The 16711-nt window shown below is 32.6% G+C and carries 16 protein-coding genes; 8 read left to right on the top strand and 8 right to left on the bottom strand.

Annotated elements, in window-relative coordinates:
* Positions 1 to 31 precede the first annotated feature (31 nt).
* Positions 32 to 1225 (bottom strand): glycine C-acetyltransferase, encoded by a 1194-nt coding sequence (gene kbl / locus V6251_RS13370; protein ID WP_145005328.1) that lies wholly within the window; start codon positions 1223 to 1225, stop codon positions 32 to 34.
* Positions 1226 to 1291: 66 nt separating this feature from the next.
* Positions 1292 to 4435 carry a UvrD-helicase domain-containing protein gene (locus tag V6251_RS13365; RefSeq protein WP_341588643.1) on the bottom strand — a complete coding sequence of 1048 codons (3144 nt, stop codon included), beginning with the start codon at positions 4433 to 4435 and terminating at the stop codon, positions 1292 to 1294.
* A 195-nt stretch (positions 4436 to 4630) separates the two neighbouring features.
* Between V6251_RS13365 and V6251_RS13360 the strand changes: the two genes are divergently transcribed.
* Positions 4631 to 5239, top strand: coding sequence for a superoxide dismutase (locus tag V6251_RS13360; RefSeq protein WP_341588642.1), 609 nt, complete (start codon positions 4631 to 4633; stop codon positions 5237 to 5239).
* Positions 5240 to 5511: 272 nt separating this feature from the next.
* Here V6251_RS13360 and V6251_RS13355 read toward each other — a convergent pair whose 3' ends face one another.
* The 4 genes from V6251_RS13355 to purN form a co-directional block, all read right to left on the bottom strand.
* Positions 5512 to 7410 (bottom strand): amidophosphoribosyltransferase, encoded by a 1899-nt coding sequence (locus tag V6251_RS13355; protein WP_341588641.1) that lies wholly within the window; start codon positions 7408 to 7410, stop codon positions 5512 to 5514.
* Between the two features lie 74 nt (positions 7411 to 7484).
* Positions 7485 to 8411, bottom strand: coding sequence for a PfkB family carbohydrate kinase (locus tag V6251_RS13350; protein WP_341588639.1), 927 nt, complete (start codon positions 8409 to 8411; stop codon positions 7485 to 7487).
* 77 nt (positions 8412 to 8488) lie between these two features.
* Positions 8489 to 9130, bottom strand: coding sequence for a ribonuclease H family protein (locus tag V6251_RS13345; RefSeq protein ID WP_341588637.1), 642 nt, complete (start codon positions 9128 to 9130; stop codon positions 8489 to 8491).
* 27 nt (positions 9131 to 9157) lie between these two features.
* On the bottom strand, positions 9158 to 9724 hold the full coding sequence (gene purN, locus V6251_RS13340; RefSeq protein ID WP_341588636.1) for a phosphoribosylglycinamide formyltransferase: 567 nt from the start codon (positions 9722 to 9724) through the stop codon (positions 9158 to 9160).
* Between the two features lie 182 nt (positions 9725 to 9906).
* Between purN and V6251_RS13335 the strand changes: the two genes are divergently transcribed.
* The 6 genes from V6251_RS13335 (at position 9907) to V6251_RS13310 (ending at position 14771) form a co-directional block, all read left to right on the top strand.
* A complete protein-coding gene (locus V6251_RS13335) occupies positions 9907 to 10140 on the top strand; it encodes an acyl carrier protein (RefSeq protein ID WP_013869581.1) in 234 nt (77 codons plus the stop codon).
* An 11-nt stretch (positions 10141 to 10151) separates the two neighbouring features.
* Positions 10152 to 11402: a beta-ketoacyl-ACP synthase II gene (gene fabF, locus V6251_RS13330; protein ID WP_292948454.1), complete on the top strand. Its 1251-nt coding sequence runs from the start codon at positions 10152 to 10154 to the stop codon at positions 11400 to 11402.
* A 9-nt stretch (positions 11403 to 11411) separates the two neighbouring features.
* Positions 11412 to 12158, top strand: a complete 747-nt coding sequence (gene rnc / locus V6251_RS13325) for a ribonuclease III (RefSeq protein ID WP_145005352.1) — start codon at positions 11412 to 11414, stop codon at positions 12156 to 12158.
* A gap of 136 nt (positions 12159 to 12294) precedes the next feature.
* Entirely contained in the window at positions 12295 to 12780 is a 486-nt protein-coding gene (locus V6251_RS13320) for an IPExxxVDY family protein (RefSeq protein WP_341588626.1), read from the top strand.
* On the top strand, positions 12780 to 14222 hold the full coding sequence (gene pyk, locus V6251_RS13315) for a pyruvate kinase (RefSeq protein WP_145005359.1): 1443 nt from the start codon (positions 12780 to 12782) through the stop codon (positions 14220 to 14222). Before V6251_RS13320 ends, pyk begins: the two co-directional genes overlap by 1 nt.
* A gap of 264 nt (positions 14223 to 14486) precedes the next feature.
* Complete coding sequence (locus tag V6251_RS13310) at positions 14487 to 14771, top strand: hypothetical protein (RefSeq protein WP_292948460.1); 285 nt, start codon at positions 14487 to 14489, stop codon at positions 14769 to 14771.
* Here V6251_RS13310 and dinB read toward each other — a convergent pair.
* Positions 14768 to 15871, bottom strand: coding sequence for a DNA polymerase IV (gene dinB, locus V6251_RS13305; protein WP_341588623.1), 1104 nt, complete (start codon positions 15869 to 15871; stop codon positions 14768 to 14770). The genes V6251_RS13310 and dinB overlap by 4 nt on opposite strands.
* A 71-nt stretch (positions 15872 to 15942) precedes the next feature.
* Between dinB and V6251_RS13300 the strand changes: the two genes are divergently transcribed.
* Positions 15943 to 16410 carry a CYTH domain-containing protein gene (locus V6251_RS13300; RefSeq protein WP_341588621.1) on the top strand — a complete coding sequence of 156 codons (468 nt, stop codon included), beginning with the start codon at positions 15943 to 15945 and terminating at the stop codon, positions 16408 to 16410.
* Positions 16411 to 16502: 92 nt separating this feature from the next.
* Here the strand turns inward: V6251_RS13300 and V6251_RS13295 are convergent.
* A partial coding sequence (locus V6251_RS13295) for an OmpA family protein (protein ID WP_341588619.1) occupies positions 16503 to 16711 on the bottom strand: 209 nt, incomplete at its 5' end.

Raw genomic sequence — 16711 nt, 5'->3', positions numbered from 1 at the left:
GTTGCTTTTATATCAGTATTATAGATTGTTTCTAAATAATTTCCAATACTTTACCAACTTTAATAAAAGCACTTACTGCTTTCTCTAGTTGTTCCTTAGTATGCGCCGCAGATAACTGCACTCTAATTCTAGCTTTGTCTTTTGGTACTACTGGGAAGAAAAATCCTATTACATAGATACCTTCTTTTAATAACATATTTGCCATGGTTTGAGATAGTTTAGCATCGTACAACATTACTGGTACAATTGCTGAGTCACCATCAATAATATCAAATCCTGCAGCTTTCATTTCTTTTTTGAAAAATTTAGTATTTTCTTCTAGTTTATTACGTAATGAGTTGTCATTGGCTAACATATCAAACACTTTTATTGAAGCACCTACAATAGCTGGTGCTAATGAGTTTGAAAATAAATAAGGTCTTGAGCGCTGACGTAATAGCTCTATAATTTCTTTTTTACCAGTAGTGTAGCCACCCATTGCGCCTCCAAGTGCTTTACCTAAAGTTCCTGTTATGATGTCTACTCTGTCCATAACACCTTTTTCTTCTAGAGTTCCACGTCCTGTTTCTCCAATAAATCCAGCCGAGTGACACTCGTCTATCATTACCATAGCGTCATATTTATCTGCTAAGTCACATATTTTATCTAAAGGTGCTACTAATCCATCCATAGAGAATACACCATCAGTTACAATTATTTTAAAACGTGCGCCATTTGCGTTAGCATCAATAAGTTGCTTTTCTAAATCAGCCATGTCGTTGTTTTGGTAACGGTAGCGCGCAGCTTTACATAACCTTACACCATCAATAATTGAGGCGTGATTTAACGAGTCTGATATAATTGCATCTTCTTTACCTAATAAAGGTTCAAATACACCACCATTTGCATCAAAAGCTGCTGCATATAATATCGTGTCTTCTGTACCATAAAATTCTGCTATTTTGTGTTCCAAAGTTTTATGTATGTCTTGTGTACCACAAATAAATCTAACAGATGACATACCAAAACCATGCGTATCCATTGTGTCTTGCGCTGCTTTAATAACTTCTGGGTGAGAGGATAACCCTAAATAGTTATTTGCACAAAAATTTAAAACAGTTTCGCCTGTGTTTAAAGTTATTTCGGCACCTTGAGCAGATGTTATAATACGTTCTTCTTTAAAAAGACCGTTGTCTTTAATGTCTTGTATTTCGTTTTGTAAGTGTTCTTTTATTTTACTGTACATAATTGTATTTTTTACAAATTTAATAATGTTATCGCGTTAATTGTTTAGTTAAATCTATTCTTTAATTTAATACGTTACTATTTTGATTGTATCGTTTACATAGATTAATATTTTTTTCTTTACCAAATAGTTCATTTCCTTTAAAGTGTCAGAATATTCCTCTAGTTGTTGTTGGTACTTAGGATTAGATAATCCTGTTTTGTAATCTATAATAATAGCTTCGTTATCTTTTATTGCTAGTCGGTCAGGTCTAATTATTTTGCCTGATTTTGTAATAATATCTCTTTCGTTATATATGGTATAATTATCAGTAAAATAAGGGTTTAACTCTGGTGTATTAATAATGTTAGTAATTGTATTGTTTAAAATTAATGCTTGTTCCTTATTAATAGTTCCTGTTTGAGTATAGGTTAAAATAACGGGCTCAACATCTACTATTGTGTTTATTTCTGACATTATATCGTGTATCAGGTTTCCTTTTTCAATAGCATTTTCTTGTTCTGTATCCCATAGATAACCTGATTTAGTAATAATTTTAATATCATGATCTTGTTTAGAAACGCTAATAAATAATTCTGTTTCTTGGGTGTTTTCTAACTTGTCTTCTTGTTGCGATTCGCGATTAGCTTTTCCAAACGTATACTCTAATTGTGAGTCACTCCATAGACCCTTGTCTATTAAGTAATTTGTTAGTAATCCAGAATACGTGTTATGTGTCACTATTCCTTTTACTGATTTTTCTTTTTTAGATATAATATATAGTTGCTCTATAGGTCTAGTTAATGCTACATATAATAGGTTAATATTATCTAATTCTTGTTCTGCTCTATGTTGATTGTAAATGGTTTCGCCAGTTGTACCATATTCCTCAAAGTCCTTATTAAAATTGAGTAGCGTTTTAGAAAAACCACTAAATTGTTCTTGGTCTAACGGAAACCATTCTTTGGGTTCCACTTCTTTATAAATATCTAAATGTGCATACGGAAAGATAACCACCGGAAACTCTAATCCTTTAGATTTATGGATTGTCATTATCTGAACCGCATTTTGATTGCTAGGAGAGACAATATTCAAACTGTCCTTTTTAGATTCGTAGTAATCTACAAAACTGGGTAAATCGGATATTTGCTTTTGAGAAAACTCTAAAACGATGTCTAAAAAGTACTGTGTATAGGCATTTGACGTTTCCGTCATTTTAAAACTTCTGACAATATCTTCAGTTAAATCAAATAAGGATAATTCTACTAATTCGGTTGGATTACAATGTATTGAGAATTGCTCAAAACCTTTAAAAAACTCAGGAAGTGGCAACTCCAAGTTGGTTTTAAAATAAGCATGTTTATCTTGTATTGCATTAGTATTAGCTAAATAATCCAACACTTTGATTCTAACCTCTAAGTGGTTTGGGTTTATTAGTAGTTTAAAGATATTAATAACTAGTTTAACCTCTTCAGAGTTGTTTATCAACATGGTTTCGGAAGAGGTGATTCTAACTCCTTTTTCGCTTAAAAATTCGGCAATAGCCACACCTTCTTTTTTCTTTCTTACTAATATGCAAATATCTTTAAGGTTGTATCCGTTTGTTAAGCATTGGTTTATGGTGTCAAAAACTGTTTCTGGAAACAACTCGTTAATATCGTCTTCTTTTTGTAAATCTAAAAACTGAATATTAACAAAGCCTTCTTGATTTAACACCGGAATTTGATTTGCTTTTTTATACAAATCAGAATAGTCGTTACTACTAAAACTAGTGTTAGCCAAAAACTCAAAAAACGTATTATTAAACGTAATAACCTTTTTAAAACTTCTGTAATTATACTCTAACCTAACAACTTCTTTGTCAATAGGAAACGGGTTGTCGGTTTTAGTCAGTCCTAAAAATTGCTCTGCTTTTCCACCTCGCCACCTATAAATAGCCTGTTTAGCATCACCTACCAACATGGCTGTGCCTTGCTCACCTTTTAAGTTTTGTCCTGTTAGTGTGTTTTCTATTAAAGGCACTAAGTTTTCCCATTGCATTTGTGACGTATCCTGAAACTCGTCGATAAAATAATGTCTAAACTTTTCGCCTAAACGTTCATAAATAAAAGGCGTTGGTTGGTTTTTAATTTCTTTACTGATAAGCGTATTAAACTCGGAAATCAATAATTTATTTTCGTCTTCCTTAATCGTAGTTAACTCTTTGTTTATAGCATTTAAAACGGATAAAGGCGTTACATTTTTGTACACAGCTTTTATAAATTTTAAGCTAATAACATTTTCTTTAATTAAATGATATGCTTTATCTATCTGTGGTAAAAGTTGATCAATTAATTGCGCTTTCGCGGAATCTAAAGTCTTTGTGTAAACGTTACCTTCAGCAATATTATCGGCTAATTTATTATCATATAGTTTGTAAAATTCAAAATTAGAAACTTTTACAAAATGGTTATATAACGTTCCTCTAGAAAAACTTTTGGCATCCAGACCATTAGTTTTAAAGACCTCTAACAATTGGTTGGCTGTTTGCTTAATTAATGTTTCTTGATGTTTTATTTTTTTAATTAATTGCGCTTTTAAGGATTTAAAATCCTCTAGTGTTTTATGTTTAATACTGTCTAAATGTGGTAAGTCGTTGTCGTTAATTAATAGTTTGGCAATACTATTAAAATCTCTAGAAACGTCCCAACTTTTATCATCATCAGCTTTTTCTAAAGCAAAATCAATTAAAACTTTAGTAAGTGCCACATCAGTTCCTGCTTTAGCTATAAGACTATCCACTGCTTGATTAAGTAGCGATGGTGTATCAAGCTCGACCTCAAAATTTATCGGAATTTTTAAATCATGCGCAAAAGTCCTGATTAATCTATGGTTAAAACCGTCTATGGTAGAAATGTCAAAAGCAGCATAATTATGCATTATGGTGTTTAATAAAGCAATTGATTTTAAATGAACATCAGTAGGTTTAAGGTCTAACTCAGTAGTAATAGCCTCAAACATTCCGTTTGGTTTAGTAATAATTTCTGGATCAGAAAACGATTTTAATGTGTCTAAAATTCTAATTTTCATCTCGCCTACAGCCTTATTTGTAAAGGTTATGGCTAATATTTGTTTAAAACCGTCATTATGTTTTCTGCTAAACAATAGTTTTAAATACTCCTTAACTAAAGCAAAGGTTTTTCCGCTACCAGCAGAGGCATCATAAACTTTAAAAGGTGTTTTTGTAGACATTGTAATTTTAAATTTTAGACAAGATAATAACAATATTATGGTTCCTAAATTTATTTTAAAACATTCTTTGATAAATAAATGGCGATGTTAAAATATTATTAAATACATTTAATCCATTGCTTAAATATTTTCAATTGAAGGCTTTAATGTTTAATTTTGATTATATTGAATATTAACACATAAAAACATACAATTATGGCTTTTGAATTACCAAAATTAAAATATGCGTATGATGCATTAGAACCAAATATCGATGCACGTACAATGGAAATACATCACACAAAGCACCACAATGGTTACACAACTAAACTAAATGGAGCTATTGAAGGAACTGACTTAGAAGGTAAATCTATTGAAGATATTCTTACTAATTTAGATATGAATAATATGGCTGTAAGAAATAATGGAGGAGGTTTTTACAATCACTCATTATTTTGGGAAGTTATGAATCCAGAAGGTAAAGGACGTTTATCTGGAGAATTAAAAGATGCTATTGAGGCAGCTTACGGAAGCTTTGAGGCTTTTAAAGATGCTTTTAGTAATGCAGCAGCAACTCAATTTGGATCAGGTTGGGCTTGGTTATGTGTGCATAAAGGTGGTAAGGTTGAAGTGTGCTCTACACCAAACCAAGATAACCCCTTAATGCCAGGAGTAACTTGCGAAGGAACACCAATCTTAGGATTAGACGTCTGGGAGCATGCTTACTATTTAAACTACCAAAACAGAAGACCAGATTATATCGATGCATTTTTTAATGTAATTAACTGGAACGAAGTAGAAAGACGTTACGCAGAAGCTAAATAAGCTTTAAAATGCAATAAAATTAAAAAAGCAGATTCAATATTGAATCTGCTTTTTTTATGCTGTAAATTGTATGTTTTTTAAAATTTTGGCAAATAAAAAAGGAGAACGAGAGTTCTCCTTTTTTGCCCCAAATCTACCATGAACTTAACCTACTTATGTTATGGTAAGCTCAAATATAACGACATTTAATTTGATATATTATAAAATATAGTTAAAACGTAAAAATATTCGCTTAAATGAGTGTGTCGTGAGAAAAATTGCACTTCTTATTATTAGTAAGCACGTTCTTTATTTCCTTCGTAAAAATTAATAAAAGCTCTGTTAACTACTCGGTTACCACCAACTGTTGGATAGTTTCCTGTAAAATACCAATCTCCTAAATGATCAGGTATTGCTTTATGCAAATTAGCAACTGGCTGAAAAATGATTTCAACTTCAGCATTAACGGACTCATCAGTTAAAAGTTGAGAGATCTTAGCCGAAATTTGTTCTGTTGTAAATTGGTCATAAATTTCGTTTACAAAATTCTTAACATCTTTATCTGCTAGGTCTTCTTGTGCTTTACATCTGTGATATACTTCTTCTACTAAATCGTATTTTCCGTTTTCTTTAAGTAGCGCTAATGCAGCATTAAAAGCTACCAAGGTTTCTAGATTAGCCATGTCAATACCATAACAATCAGGAAAACGTATTTGTGGTGCAGATGATACGATAACAATCTTTTTAGGATGTAATCGGTCCATCATTTTAATAATACTCTTTTTTAAAGTGGTACCTCGTACAATACTATCGTCAATAATTACAAGGTTATCCGTAGGTTTTATAACACCATAGGTTACATCGTAAACGTGAGCAACTAAGTCGTCACGACTACTATCTTCTGTAATAAAGGTTCTAAGCTTAACATCCTTTATTGCTATTTTTTCTATACGTGGTCTTTCTTTTAATATAGATGTTACCTGATCTGCAGATAATTGTCCATTTCCGTCTAAAATAGCTTTGGTTTTTTTCTCATTTAAATGCTCCTCGACGGTTTCAATCATTCCATAAAATGAAGTTTCAGCAGTATTAGGAATATAAGAGAAAACACTATTTTTTGTATCATTATTAATAGCCTTTAAAACTTGTGGCATTAATAAACGTCCAAGCATTTTACGCTCTTGATAGATTTCGGCATCACTTCCTCTAGAAAAGTAAATGCGCTCAAAACTACAAGATTTACGCTCTAAGGGTTCTAATATTTTTTTTATCGAAACTGCACCAGATTTTTTAGAGATTAAAGCATGACCTGGAGTTAGCTCTTTAACATCATCAAACTCTACATTAAATACCGTTTGTATCACAGGGCGTTCTGAAGCAACAACAACTATCTCGTCATCTGTATAATAATATACAGGTCGTATACCTGCTGGATCACGAAGTACAAAAGCATCTCCATGTCCAATTAAACCAGCCATAGCATAACCACCATCCCAGTTTTTAGCAGCACGTCTTAATATCTTGGCGATTTTTAAACGTTCGGCAATTAAAGGAGAACATTCATGTTTGCCATAACCTTCTTTTTTTAGGTCTTTATAGATTTTGCTTACTGCATCATCTAAAAAGTGACCTATTTTTTCCATTATAGTAATGGTGTCTGTATATTCTTTTGGATGTTGTCCAAGGTCTACTAGATTTTTAAACAGCTCTTTAACATTAGTCATATTAAAGTTACCTGCTAAAATCAGGTTACGATGCATCCAGTTATTTTGTCTTAAAAAAGGATGAACACTTTCCACGCTATTTTTACCAAACGTACCATAACGCACATGTCCTAGTAGTAACTCACCAATATAAGGTATGTGTTTTTTTTGAAGCGCAACGCTATCTTGGTATTCTGGATGTTGTGCTAACTCTTTATTTACACGTTCGTTGATTTGTGCAAAAATATCCTGAATAGGTTGTTGTGCTATGGAGCGTACACGACTAATGTAACGTTCTCCTGGAAGCGTATCCATTTTAATACTTGCAAAACCAGCACCATCTTGACCACGATTGTGTTGCTTTTCCATCATTAAGTACATTTTATTTACACCATAAAAAGCACTTCCATATTTTTCTTTATAAAATTCTAAAGGTTTACGTAATCTTATCAGTGCAATTCCGCACTCATGTTTTAAAGCATCACTCATTGTTGTTGTGTTGTGAGTTGTTTATTAAAAAGATAAAAATAAAAAACGCGCTCATAATTACGAGCGCGTTTTTTTTATTTTAATTCGATATCGAAATGTGTTAATTTTTTAAATTCTTTTAGTCGATTGTTGACCTCGTCTTTTTTAAGGTCAATCATGCGCTCAGTTCCAAATTTTTCGACACAAAAAGAGGCTAAAGTAGATCCGTAGATTACTGCATTTTTCATGTTTTCAAAACTAATGTCTCCCGTACTTGCTAAATAACCAGCAAATCCACCAGCAAAAGTGTCTCCTGCTCCAGTTGGATCAAATACTTCTTCCAATGGTAAAGCAGGTGCATAAAACATATGGTCATCATGGAAAAGTAAAGCACCATGCTCTCCTTTTTTGATAACTACATATTTTGGTCCCATTTCATGAATCTTTCTGGCAGCAACAACTAAACTATATTCTCCAGTTAATTGTCTTGCTTCTTCATCATTAATAGTAATTACATCTACATTTTTAATCACTGCAAGTAAATCGTCTAATGCGATATCCATCCAGAAATTCATAGTGTCTAAAATAGCTAATTTTGGCTTTTTAGTCATTTGGTCTAAAACACCTTGTTGTACTAAAGGGTGTAAATTACCTAACATCACGATCTCTGCATCACGATAATTTTCAGGTACTACAGGATTAAAATGCTCTAATACGTTTAATTCAGTTGCTAAAGTATCACGAGAGTTCATATCATTATGATATTTTCCACTCCAGAAAAAGGTTTTACCGTCTTTTACAATCTCGATACCTTCAATATTTACTTTTCTATCCGTTAAAAGGTCTAAATATTCCTGAGGAAAATCTCCTCCAACAACAGATACTGCTGCTTGATCTACATCAAAATTTGCAGCTGACAACCCTATATAAGTTGCTGCTCCACCAAGAATTTTATCGGTTTTACCAAAAGGAGTTTCTATAGCGTCAAATGCTACTGTACCTACAATTACTAATTTGCTCATAAAGGCTTTAAAATTTAGTGCAAACTTACGTAAAATATATTCTGTAAAAAAGTGGAATCTTTTGAAAGAAATGCTAATTATTTACGACCAAAATCTGCAGGGATTTCACCCCAAGCTTTGGTTTCCCATTTAACAATAGTAGTTTTGTAGTCGTTTTCTTTTAACCAAGCTACAGCACGATCTACCAAATCATAAACTGGTTTATTTTTAGCGTTACGCTCAAGCTTACTATTACAGGTTTTTTTTCGTACCCAACTTATAGCTGTTTTGGAGTCTGTATATATAATACGATCGCTATTATGTTTTTTTAAAAAACTTAAACCATGTACTAATGCCAAAAACTCGCCTAAATTATTTGTGCCTTGCTCAAATGGTCCTTGTTTAAATAATTGTTTCTTGGTTTTAGTATCTACGCCTCTATATTCCATTATACCTGGATTACCAGAAGAAGCTGCATCCACAGAGATAGAATTATAATTTGGACGTCCAATTTTTTTAAGCTGTTCATGGCTTAGCTCACTTTTAAAATCCTCTTTTTTTCCGATATAGTCAAAGTAGTTGCCTTTTAATGCTTCTTTTGCTGCGTCAAAAGTGGAGAAGGATTTATATTGCGCACCTGGATAGTCTTTAATTTGTGCTTTACAATCATTCCAAGTTTCAAAAACGCCTTTACGATGTCCTTGCCAAACGGTATAATATTTTTTCTTCTTTTTACTCATGTTAGTATTTCCGTGTAAAAGGAAATCTTATTTTTTTAATAGTTGATCAACCACTTCCGGAAAATGTTTCATCTCTAATTCGTGAATCTTGTCTGCAACATCTTGTGCAGTGTCTGAAGCTAAAACCTCACATTTTGATTGAAAAATGATCGCACCTTCGTCATAATTCTCGTTTACGTAATGAATTGTGATACCTGTTTCTGTTTCTTTATTATTAATTACAGCTTGATGCACATGCATTCCATACATGCCTTTTCCTCCAAATTTTGGTAATAAAGCTGGATGTACATTGATGACTTTATTTGGAAAGTCTTTTAGGATTTTTTCTGGAAATTTCCATAAAAAACCAGCTAAAATAATTAAATCAGGTGTATTAGATTTAAGAATATTTAATACATCATCTGTCTCTGTAAAGGCTGTTTTATTGAAAGATAAAGCGCTAACTTTCAATTTTTTACAGCGATCTAAAACTTTGGCATGAGGATTGTTAGTTAATACCTGAATAACAGACACATTGTCTCTATTTTGAAAAAACCTTATTAAATTTTCAGCATTAGATCCGCTTCCGGACGCAAAAATTACTACACGTTTCATTTTCTATTTTCAATGTTAAATTCTTCAAACAAAAAAAGCAATAATTATTAACAATTATGGGCTAAAATCGAAATTCTTCGATTTAAATAATTAAATTCGTAGCACATTTTTAAAGTAAACGTGTGTTTTAAAATAAAGTTTTTTATTTTTGCCTCTTAATTAAAACTAAAAAAATTAAAATTATGTCAGACATTGCATCAAGAGTAAAAGCGATTATCGTAGACAAATTAGGTGTTGATGAAAACGAAGTTGTAACTGAAGCTAGCTTCACAAACGACTTAGGAGCAGATTCATTAGACACTGTAGAATTAATCATGGAATTTGAAAAAGAATTCGATATCCAGATTCCAGACGACCAAGCAGAAAACATTGCTACAGTAGGTCAAGCTGTATCTTATATTGAAGCTGCTAAATAAGCACAATATTTATGGAACTTAAGCGAGTAGTAGTTACAGGATTAGGAGCGTTAACGCCAATTGGAAACACTAAGGACGAGTATTGGTCTGGTCTTATTAGTGGTAAAAGTGGTGCTGCACCTATAACATATTTTGATACTGAAAAGTTCAAGACAAACTTTGCTTGCGAGTTAAAAAATTTCGTGGCAACTGATTTTCTAGATAGAAAAGAAGCCCGCAAAATGGACAGGTTTACGCAGTACGCAATGGTCGCATCTGATGAGGCTATTGCGGACTCTAAACTAGACTTAGAGACTATAAATAAATTAAGAGTAGGTGTAATTTGGGGAGCCGGAATTGGTGGATTAGAAACATTTCAAAATGAGGTGTTAAATTTTGCCGAAGGTGATGGTACTCCAAGATTTAATCCTTTTTTCATCCCTAAGATGATTGCAGACATTGCTCCAGGAAACATTTCTATAAAAAATGGTTTTATGGGTCCTAATTACACAACTGTATCTGCATGTGCATCTTCTGCAAACGCAATGATAGATGCCTTAAACTATATACGTTTAGGACATTGTGATGTTATTGTTACAGGTGGTAGTGAAGCAGCAGTTACAATTGCTGGAATGGGAGGATTTAATGCAATGCATGCTTTATCAACCAGAAATGAAAGTCCAGAAACAGCATCAAGACCTTTTGATGCCACTCGTGATGGATTTGTTTTAGGTGAAGGAGCAGGTGCAATTATTCTAGAAGAATATGAGCACGCTAAAGCAAGAGGAGCCAAAATCTACGCAGAAGTTTTAGGAGGCGGAATGTCTTCTGACGCGTACCACATGACTGCACCACATCCTGACGGAATTGGAGTAATTGCAGTAATGAAAAACTGTTTAGAAAATGCTGGTTTAAAACCAGAAGACGTTGATCACATTAATACGCATGGTACATCTACACCTTTAGGTGATGTTGCCGAGTTAAAAGCTATTAAAGAAGTTTTTGGTGATCACGCAAAAAATATTAATATCAATTCTACCAAGTCTATGACTGGGCATTTATTAGGTGCTGCAGGAGCTATTGAGTCTATTGCTGCTATATTAGCAATGGAACATGGTATTGTTCCACCAACAATAAATCATACTACTGTAGACGAAAATATTGATCCAGATTTAAACTTAACACTTAATGCACCTCAAAAAAGAGAGATTAATGTTGCTATGAGCAATACTTTTGGTTTTGGAGGACACAATGCTTGTGTGTTATTTAAAAAACTAGACTAGTTTTATTGAATGAAACGCATTCGTAACATATTTAATTCCCAATCAAATGACGATGGGAATTTTTTTGTGGCTATATCTAAAATACTAAAGTTTAAACCAAAAACTTTAAAGTTTTATCAAACAGCCTTTACGCATCGTTCCATGAATATTAAAGACGAAAAAGGACATATAATTAATTATGAACGTCTAGAGTTTTTAGGCGACGCTATGCTTAGTGCTGTGATTGCGCATCATTTATACATGGAAGTCCCTGGAGGTGATGAAGGTTATCTAACTAAAATGCGATCAAAAGTAGTTAGTCGAGAACATTTAAATGAACTTGGTAAAGATTTAGGACTTATAGATCTTGTAGAAAGTAAAATACCTAAAGGTCAATTTGGAGATAATATACATGGTAACCTATTTGAAGCTTTAATAGGTGCAATATATCTTGACAAAGGTTACAAAAACTGTGATAAGTTTATTCAAAAACGCGTTATAGATCCTTATGTTGATATCGAAAAACTAGAAGGTAAAGTCATAAGCTATAAAAGTTTGTTGATAGAGTGGTGTCAAAAAGAAAAAAAGGTCTTTGACTATAATGTTTATGAAGACACTGGTAATGACAATATTAAACACTTCTCTGTAAAATTATCTATTGACTCAAAAATAGTAGCTAAGGCTAGAGCAACTTCAAAAAAGAAAGCTGAAGAAAAAGCCTCCAAACGCGCCTTTTTTGCACTTCAAAGTCAAATTACTAAAGCTGGCTTTATATAATAAAAGTACTATTCTTAAATTCTTAATAATTTAGGTTTAACTAAAACGTTTTCGTGGTTTTTTGTTGTTAAGTTTAAGTAAAATTGAATTATAATAAGCGTTTAAATGCTATATTTACAATTAATTTTATATTAAAATGGCTGTTCGGAAACTCTCCTTAGATGATTTTTTAGAAGAAGAGCATTACGCATTAATAGGTATTCATTGCGTAATAGAAGACTATAGATTAGCTTTTTTAATTAATCAAACATTAGATATTAAACTTAAAAGACGGTTAGATGACCTAACCAATCCAAGTTTAAATTCCAGTTATGCATTGTTTGAGTGGTTTGACGAAAAACAACTTACCACATACCACCTAGTAGCCAATACATGTAAGGTACAGCATAATAATTTACAGCAACAATCAAATTCGTTATTTGGAGAAGACTCATCAGGTGCAACTAATTTTTATTTGTTACCAGAATTTAAAAAAGTAAATTATCTTCTTAAAATAGAAACCGAATTCCATAATAAAGAAAAAATTATTTTAAATAACATTCTAAGGATTCCACAAGTAGTGACTGCTTATAGTATAGACACAGATGCTTTAAAATCCAAGGACAATTTAATATTCAACTAATGCCAATAAGAAAAAAAACTAAGATCGTTGCAACTTTAGGACCAGCAACTAGCAGCAAAGAGGTATTAAAAGGTATGTTAGACGAAGGTGCTAATGTATTTAGAATCAACTTCTCTCACGCAGATTATAAAGACGTTGAAGAACGTGTAAAAATGATACGAGAGCTAAACGACGAGTTTGGTTATAATGCTTCCATATTAGGAGACTTGCAAGGACCAAAACTTCGTGTAGGAGTGATGAAGGGAGAGGTAATTGTAAATCCAGGAGATGAGATTGTTTTTGCAACAGGTAAACGTTTTGAAGGTACTAAAGATCGTGTATACATGACTTATGACCGTTTTCCGCAGGATGCAAAACCAGGAGAACGTATCCTTTTAGATGACGGAAAATTAATTTTTGAAGTACTATCAACAGATAAAAAATCAGAAGTAAAGGCCAAGGTAATTCAAGGTGGACCATTAAAATCTAAAAAAGGAGTTAACCTTCCTAATACAAACATCTCTCAGCCAGCTTTAACAGAAAAAGACGTCGAAGACGCTATTTTTGCATGTAAGTTAGGAGTCGATTGGATGGCCTTATCATTTGTGCGTCATGCAGAGGATTTAATGCAATTACAAGAACTAATAAAAAAGCATAGCGATCATAAAATTCCGATTATTGCAAAAATCGAAAAACCAGAAGCAGTAGAAAACATAGACAAAATTGTAGCCTACTGTGATGGATTAATGGTAGCACGTGGTGATCTTGGAGTAGAGATTCCTGCAGAAGAAGTACCATTAGTTCAAAAACAACTAGTACTACGTGCAAAACGTGCCAGAATACCAGTAATTATAGCAACACAAATGATGGAAACTATGATTACTAGTTTAACACCAACACGAGCAGAAGTTAATGACGTTGCAAACAGTGTAATGGATGGTGCAGATGCAGTAATGCTATCAGGAGAGACAAGTGTAGGACAATACCCTGTGCAAGTTATCAGACAAATGTCTAACATTATTAAAAGTGTAGAAAACTCTGAGCTAATAAAGGTGCCACAATCACCACCACACATACGTACCAACAGATATATTACAAAATCCATATGTTATCACGCAGCACACATGGCTAATGATATTGACGCAAAAGCAATATCAACATTAACCAATAGTGGATACACAGCGTTTCAGATATCAGCATGGAGACCAAAATCACATATATTAGTATTTACCTCAAACAAGCGTATATTAACGCAGTTAAACTTACTTTGGGGAGTAACAGCGTTTTATTACGACAAGTTTGTTAGCACAGACGAAACCATAGAAGACGTAAACGCTATTGCATGTAAAAAAGGGTTTTTAGAAGTAGGAGACATGTTAATAAGCTTAGCAGCTATGCCAATTCAAGAAAAAGGAATGGTAAACACACTAAGAGTCACAGAGATTACAAGTTGTAGTTTTTAAAATAACTTGGGCGTTACCACAAGGGTCGCGCTATCCACTATATCTTTTTTGCGCATAAGCGCGCACAAAAAAGGATGTCGTTTCTATCGCTAACGCATAGCCAAGAACAAAACAATAAATTAAAACCAGTTATATAGATATAACTGGTTTTTTGATTTAAAACACTTACAAACTATGTTAAATATTAATCAAAATAGCAATTAAATTAGTCAGTTAAGTAATGATTATGTAATTTAAAGTAATAAACGATTAATAGTATATAAAATGAACAACCTAGCGATACAAACAATAGAAAAAGAGCAAATAAAATTTTTAAAATTCCCTAAAGAAGAATTATTATCCTCAAAAAAAGAAAAAGTAGAACGCTGTCAGACTCTAACAAGAGCAATGGTATTAGGTAATATAGAGCACGAGAAAGTACATATTTTGTTTGCAGACAACGAAGGATTAAAAAGAGTAAACACCACAATTTGGGGAGTAACAGAAGACTATGTAATATTAAAAACTTCTACAATTATTCCAATGGAGCGTATTGTATCTGTAGCCTAAAATTTAAAACTTAATTGGACACTAATGGTTTTATCCGACTCTATCTTTTTAGGTTTATTTAAAGTATTTAGATTGGATAATGAGATGCCAAGTAAACGCACAGAATTATTCATTTTTTCTTGATATAGCAAATCCTTTGCAGTATCCAAAATTATAGCAGCATCAGCTATAAAATAAGGTAATGTTTTACTGCGTGTTTGTAGCGTAAAATCACTGTATTTAATTTTTAACGTAATAGTTTTTCCTGCGACTTTGCTATTAGCTAATCGTTTTGCAACTTCGTCAGCAATAACCTTTAGTTTTTCAAGCATAAAGACTTCGGAGGATAAGTTTTCAGTAAACGTGCGCTCAGCAGCTAAACTTTTTCTAATTCTGTTTGGTTTTACTTCGCTGTTATGTATACCTCTAACAATATAATAGTACGATTTTCCTGACTTGCCAAAGTTAGACTCTAAAAACTCAATTGATTTAGATTTTAAATCCTTACCATTATATATTCCCTTTTGGTACATTTTCTCGGCAGTAACCTTACCAATACCATAAAATTTTCTAATGTCTAAAGCTTCTAAAAAAGCTAAAACCTCTTCAGGATTTACAACTTTTTGCCCATTAGGTTTGTTGTAATCACTAGCAACTTTAGCAACAAATTTATTAATGCTAATTCCAGCTGATGCAGTTAAGCCAACTTCATTAAAAATTCTAGATCTAATCTCTTCTGCTAACATAGATGCGCTAGGATTACCTTTTTTGTTTTGGGTAACATCTAAATAGGCTTCGTCCAAGGATAATGGCTCAACCAAATCGGTATAATCGTAAAAAATTTTTCTAATTTTATTAGAGATTTCTTTATAGCGTTCAAAATCTGTTTTAACAAAAATTAGATGAGGACATAATTTTATTGCCAATCTACCAGACATGGCGCTTTTGACTCCAAATTTTCTTGCTTCATAGCTCGCAGCACTAATAACACCACGCGTTCCGCCACCTCCAACAGCAATAGCTTTACCTATAAGTTCTGGATTATCCATTTGAGCTACAGATGCGTAAAATGCGTCCATATCCACATGAATAATTTTTCTTATTGGTAAATCGTTTTGCATCTTGTAAATTTAGACATTAAATGTCTTTTATTGATTTCAATTTAATTTAAGATTTATAATTACCTAAAAAAATGATAGAAATAGAACGTAAATTTTTAGTCAAATCTAATGCCTTTAAAGCAGTAGCATTTAAACACACCAAAATTACGCAAGGTTTTTTAAGTACTGACAAAAAAAGAACTGTAAGGGTGAGACTTAAAGATAATCAAGGGTTTTTAACTATAAAAGGAGAGTCCTCAAGTAGTGGATTGTCTAGGTTTGAATGGGAGAAGGAAATTACAAAAGTAGAAGCAGAACAATTATTATTACTTTGCAAAAAAGGAGTAATTGATAAAACACGTTACGAAGTAAAAGTAGGTGAGCATACGTTTGAAGTGGATGAGTTTTATGCAGATAACCAAGGATTAGTCATTGCAGAAGTTGAGTTAAATCATGAAAACGAAACTTTTGTAAAACCGGATTGGTTAGGTGAAGAAGTGACTGGAGATATTAAATATTACAATTCGCAACTTAGCGAAAACCCATATTGTACATGGTAAAATAAATACTTTAAAATAGCTATAAATTAAAATAGCCTTACTAAGATTAGTAAGGCTATTTTTTGGTTTTTAATTGGTTGTTAAACTAGTGTTTATTGTTGTTTAGGTCCACCGCTTACGATTGTAAACTCAGAACGTCTGTTAAATTGATGTTGCTCTTCTGTACAACTAGAACCACAGTCATATAATAGCTCTGATTCTCCTTTACCATCTCCAGATATTCTACTTGCATCAATACCTTTAGATACGATGTAAGCTACTGTAGATTTAGCTCTTCTATCAGATAAGCTCATGTTATAAC

It is taken from the genome of Olleya sp. Ti.3.14 (assembly GCF_038154885.1).
Taxonomy (GTDB): Bacteria; Bacteroidota; Bacteroidia; order Flavobacteriales; family Flavobacteriaceae; genus Olleya.
Note: the sequence above shows the minus strand (reverse complement) of the source record. Positions and strands in the feature narration are given on the sequence as shown.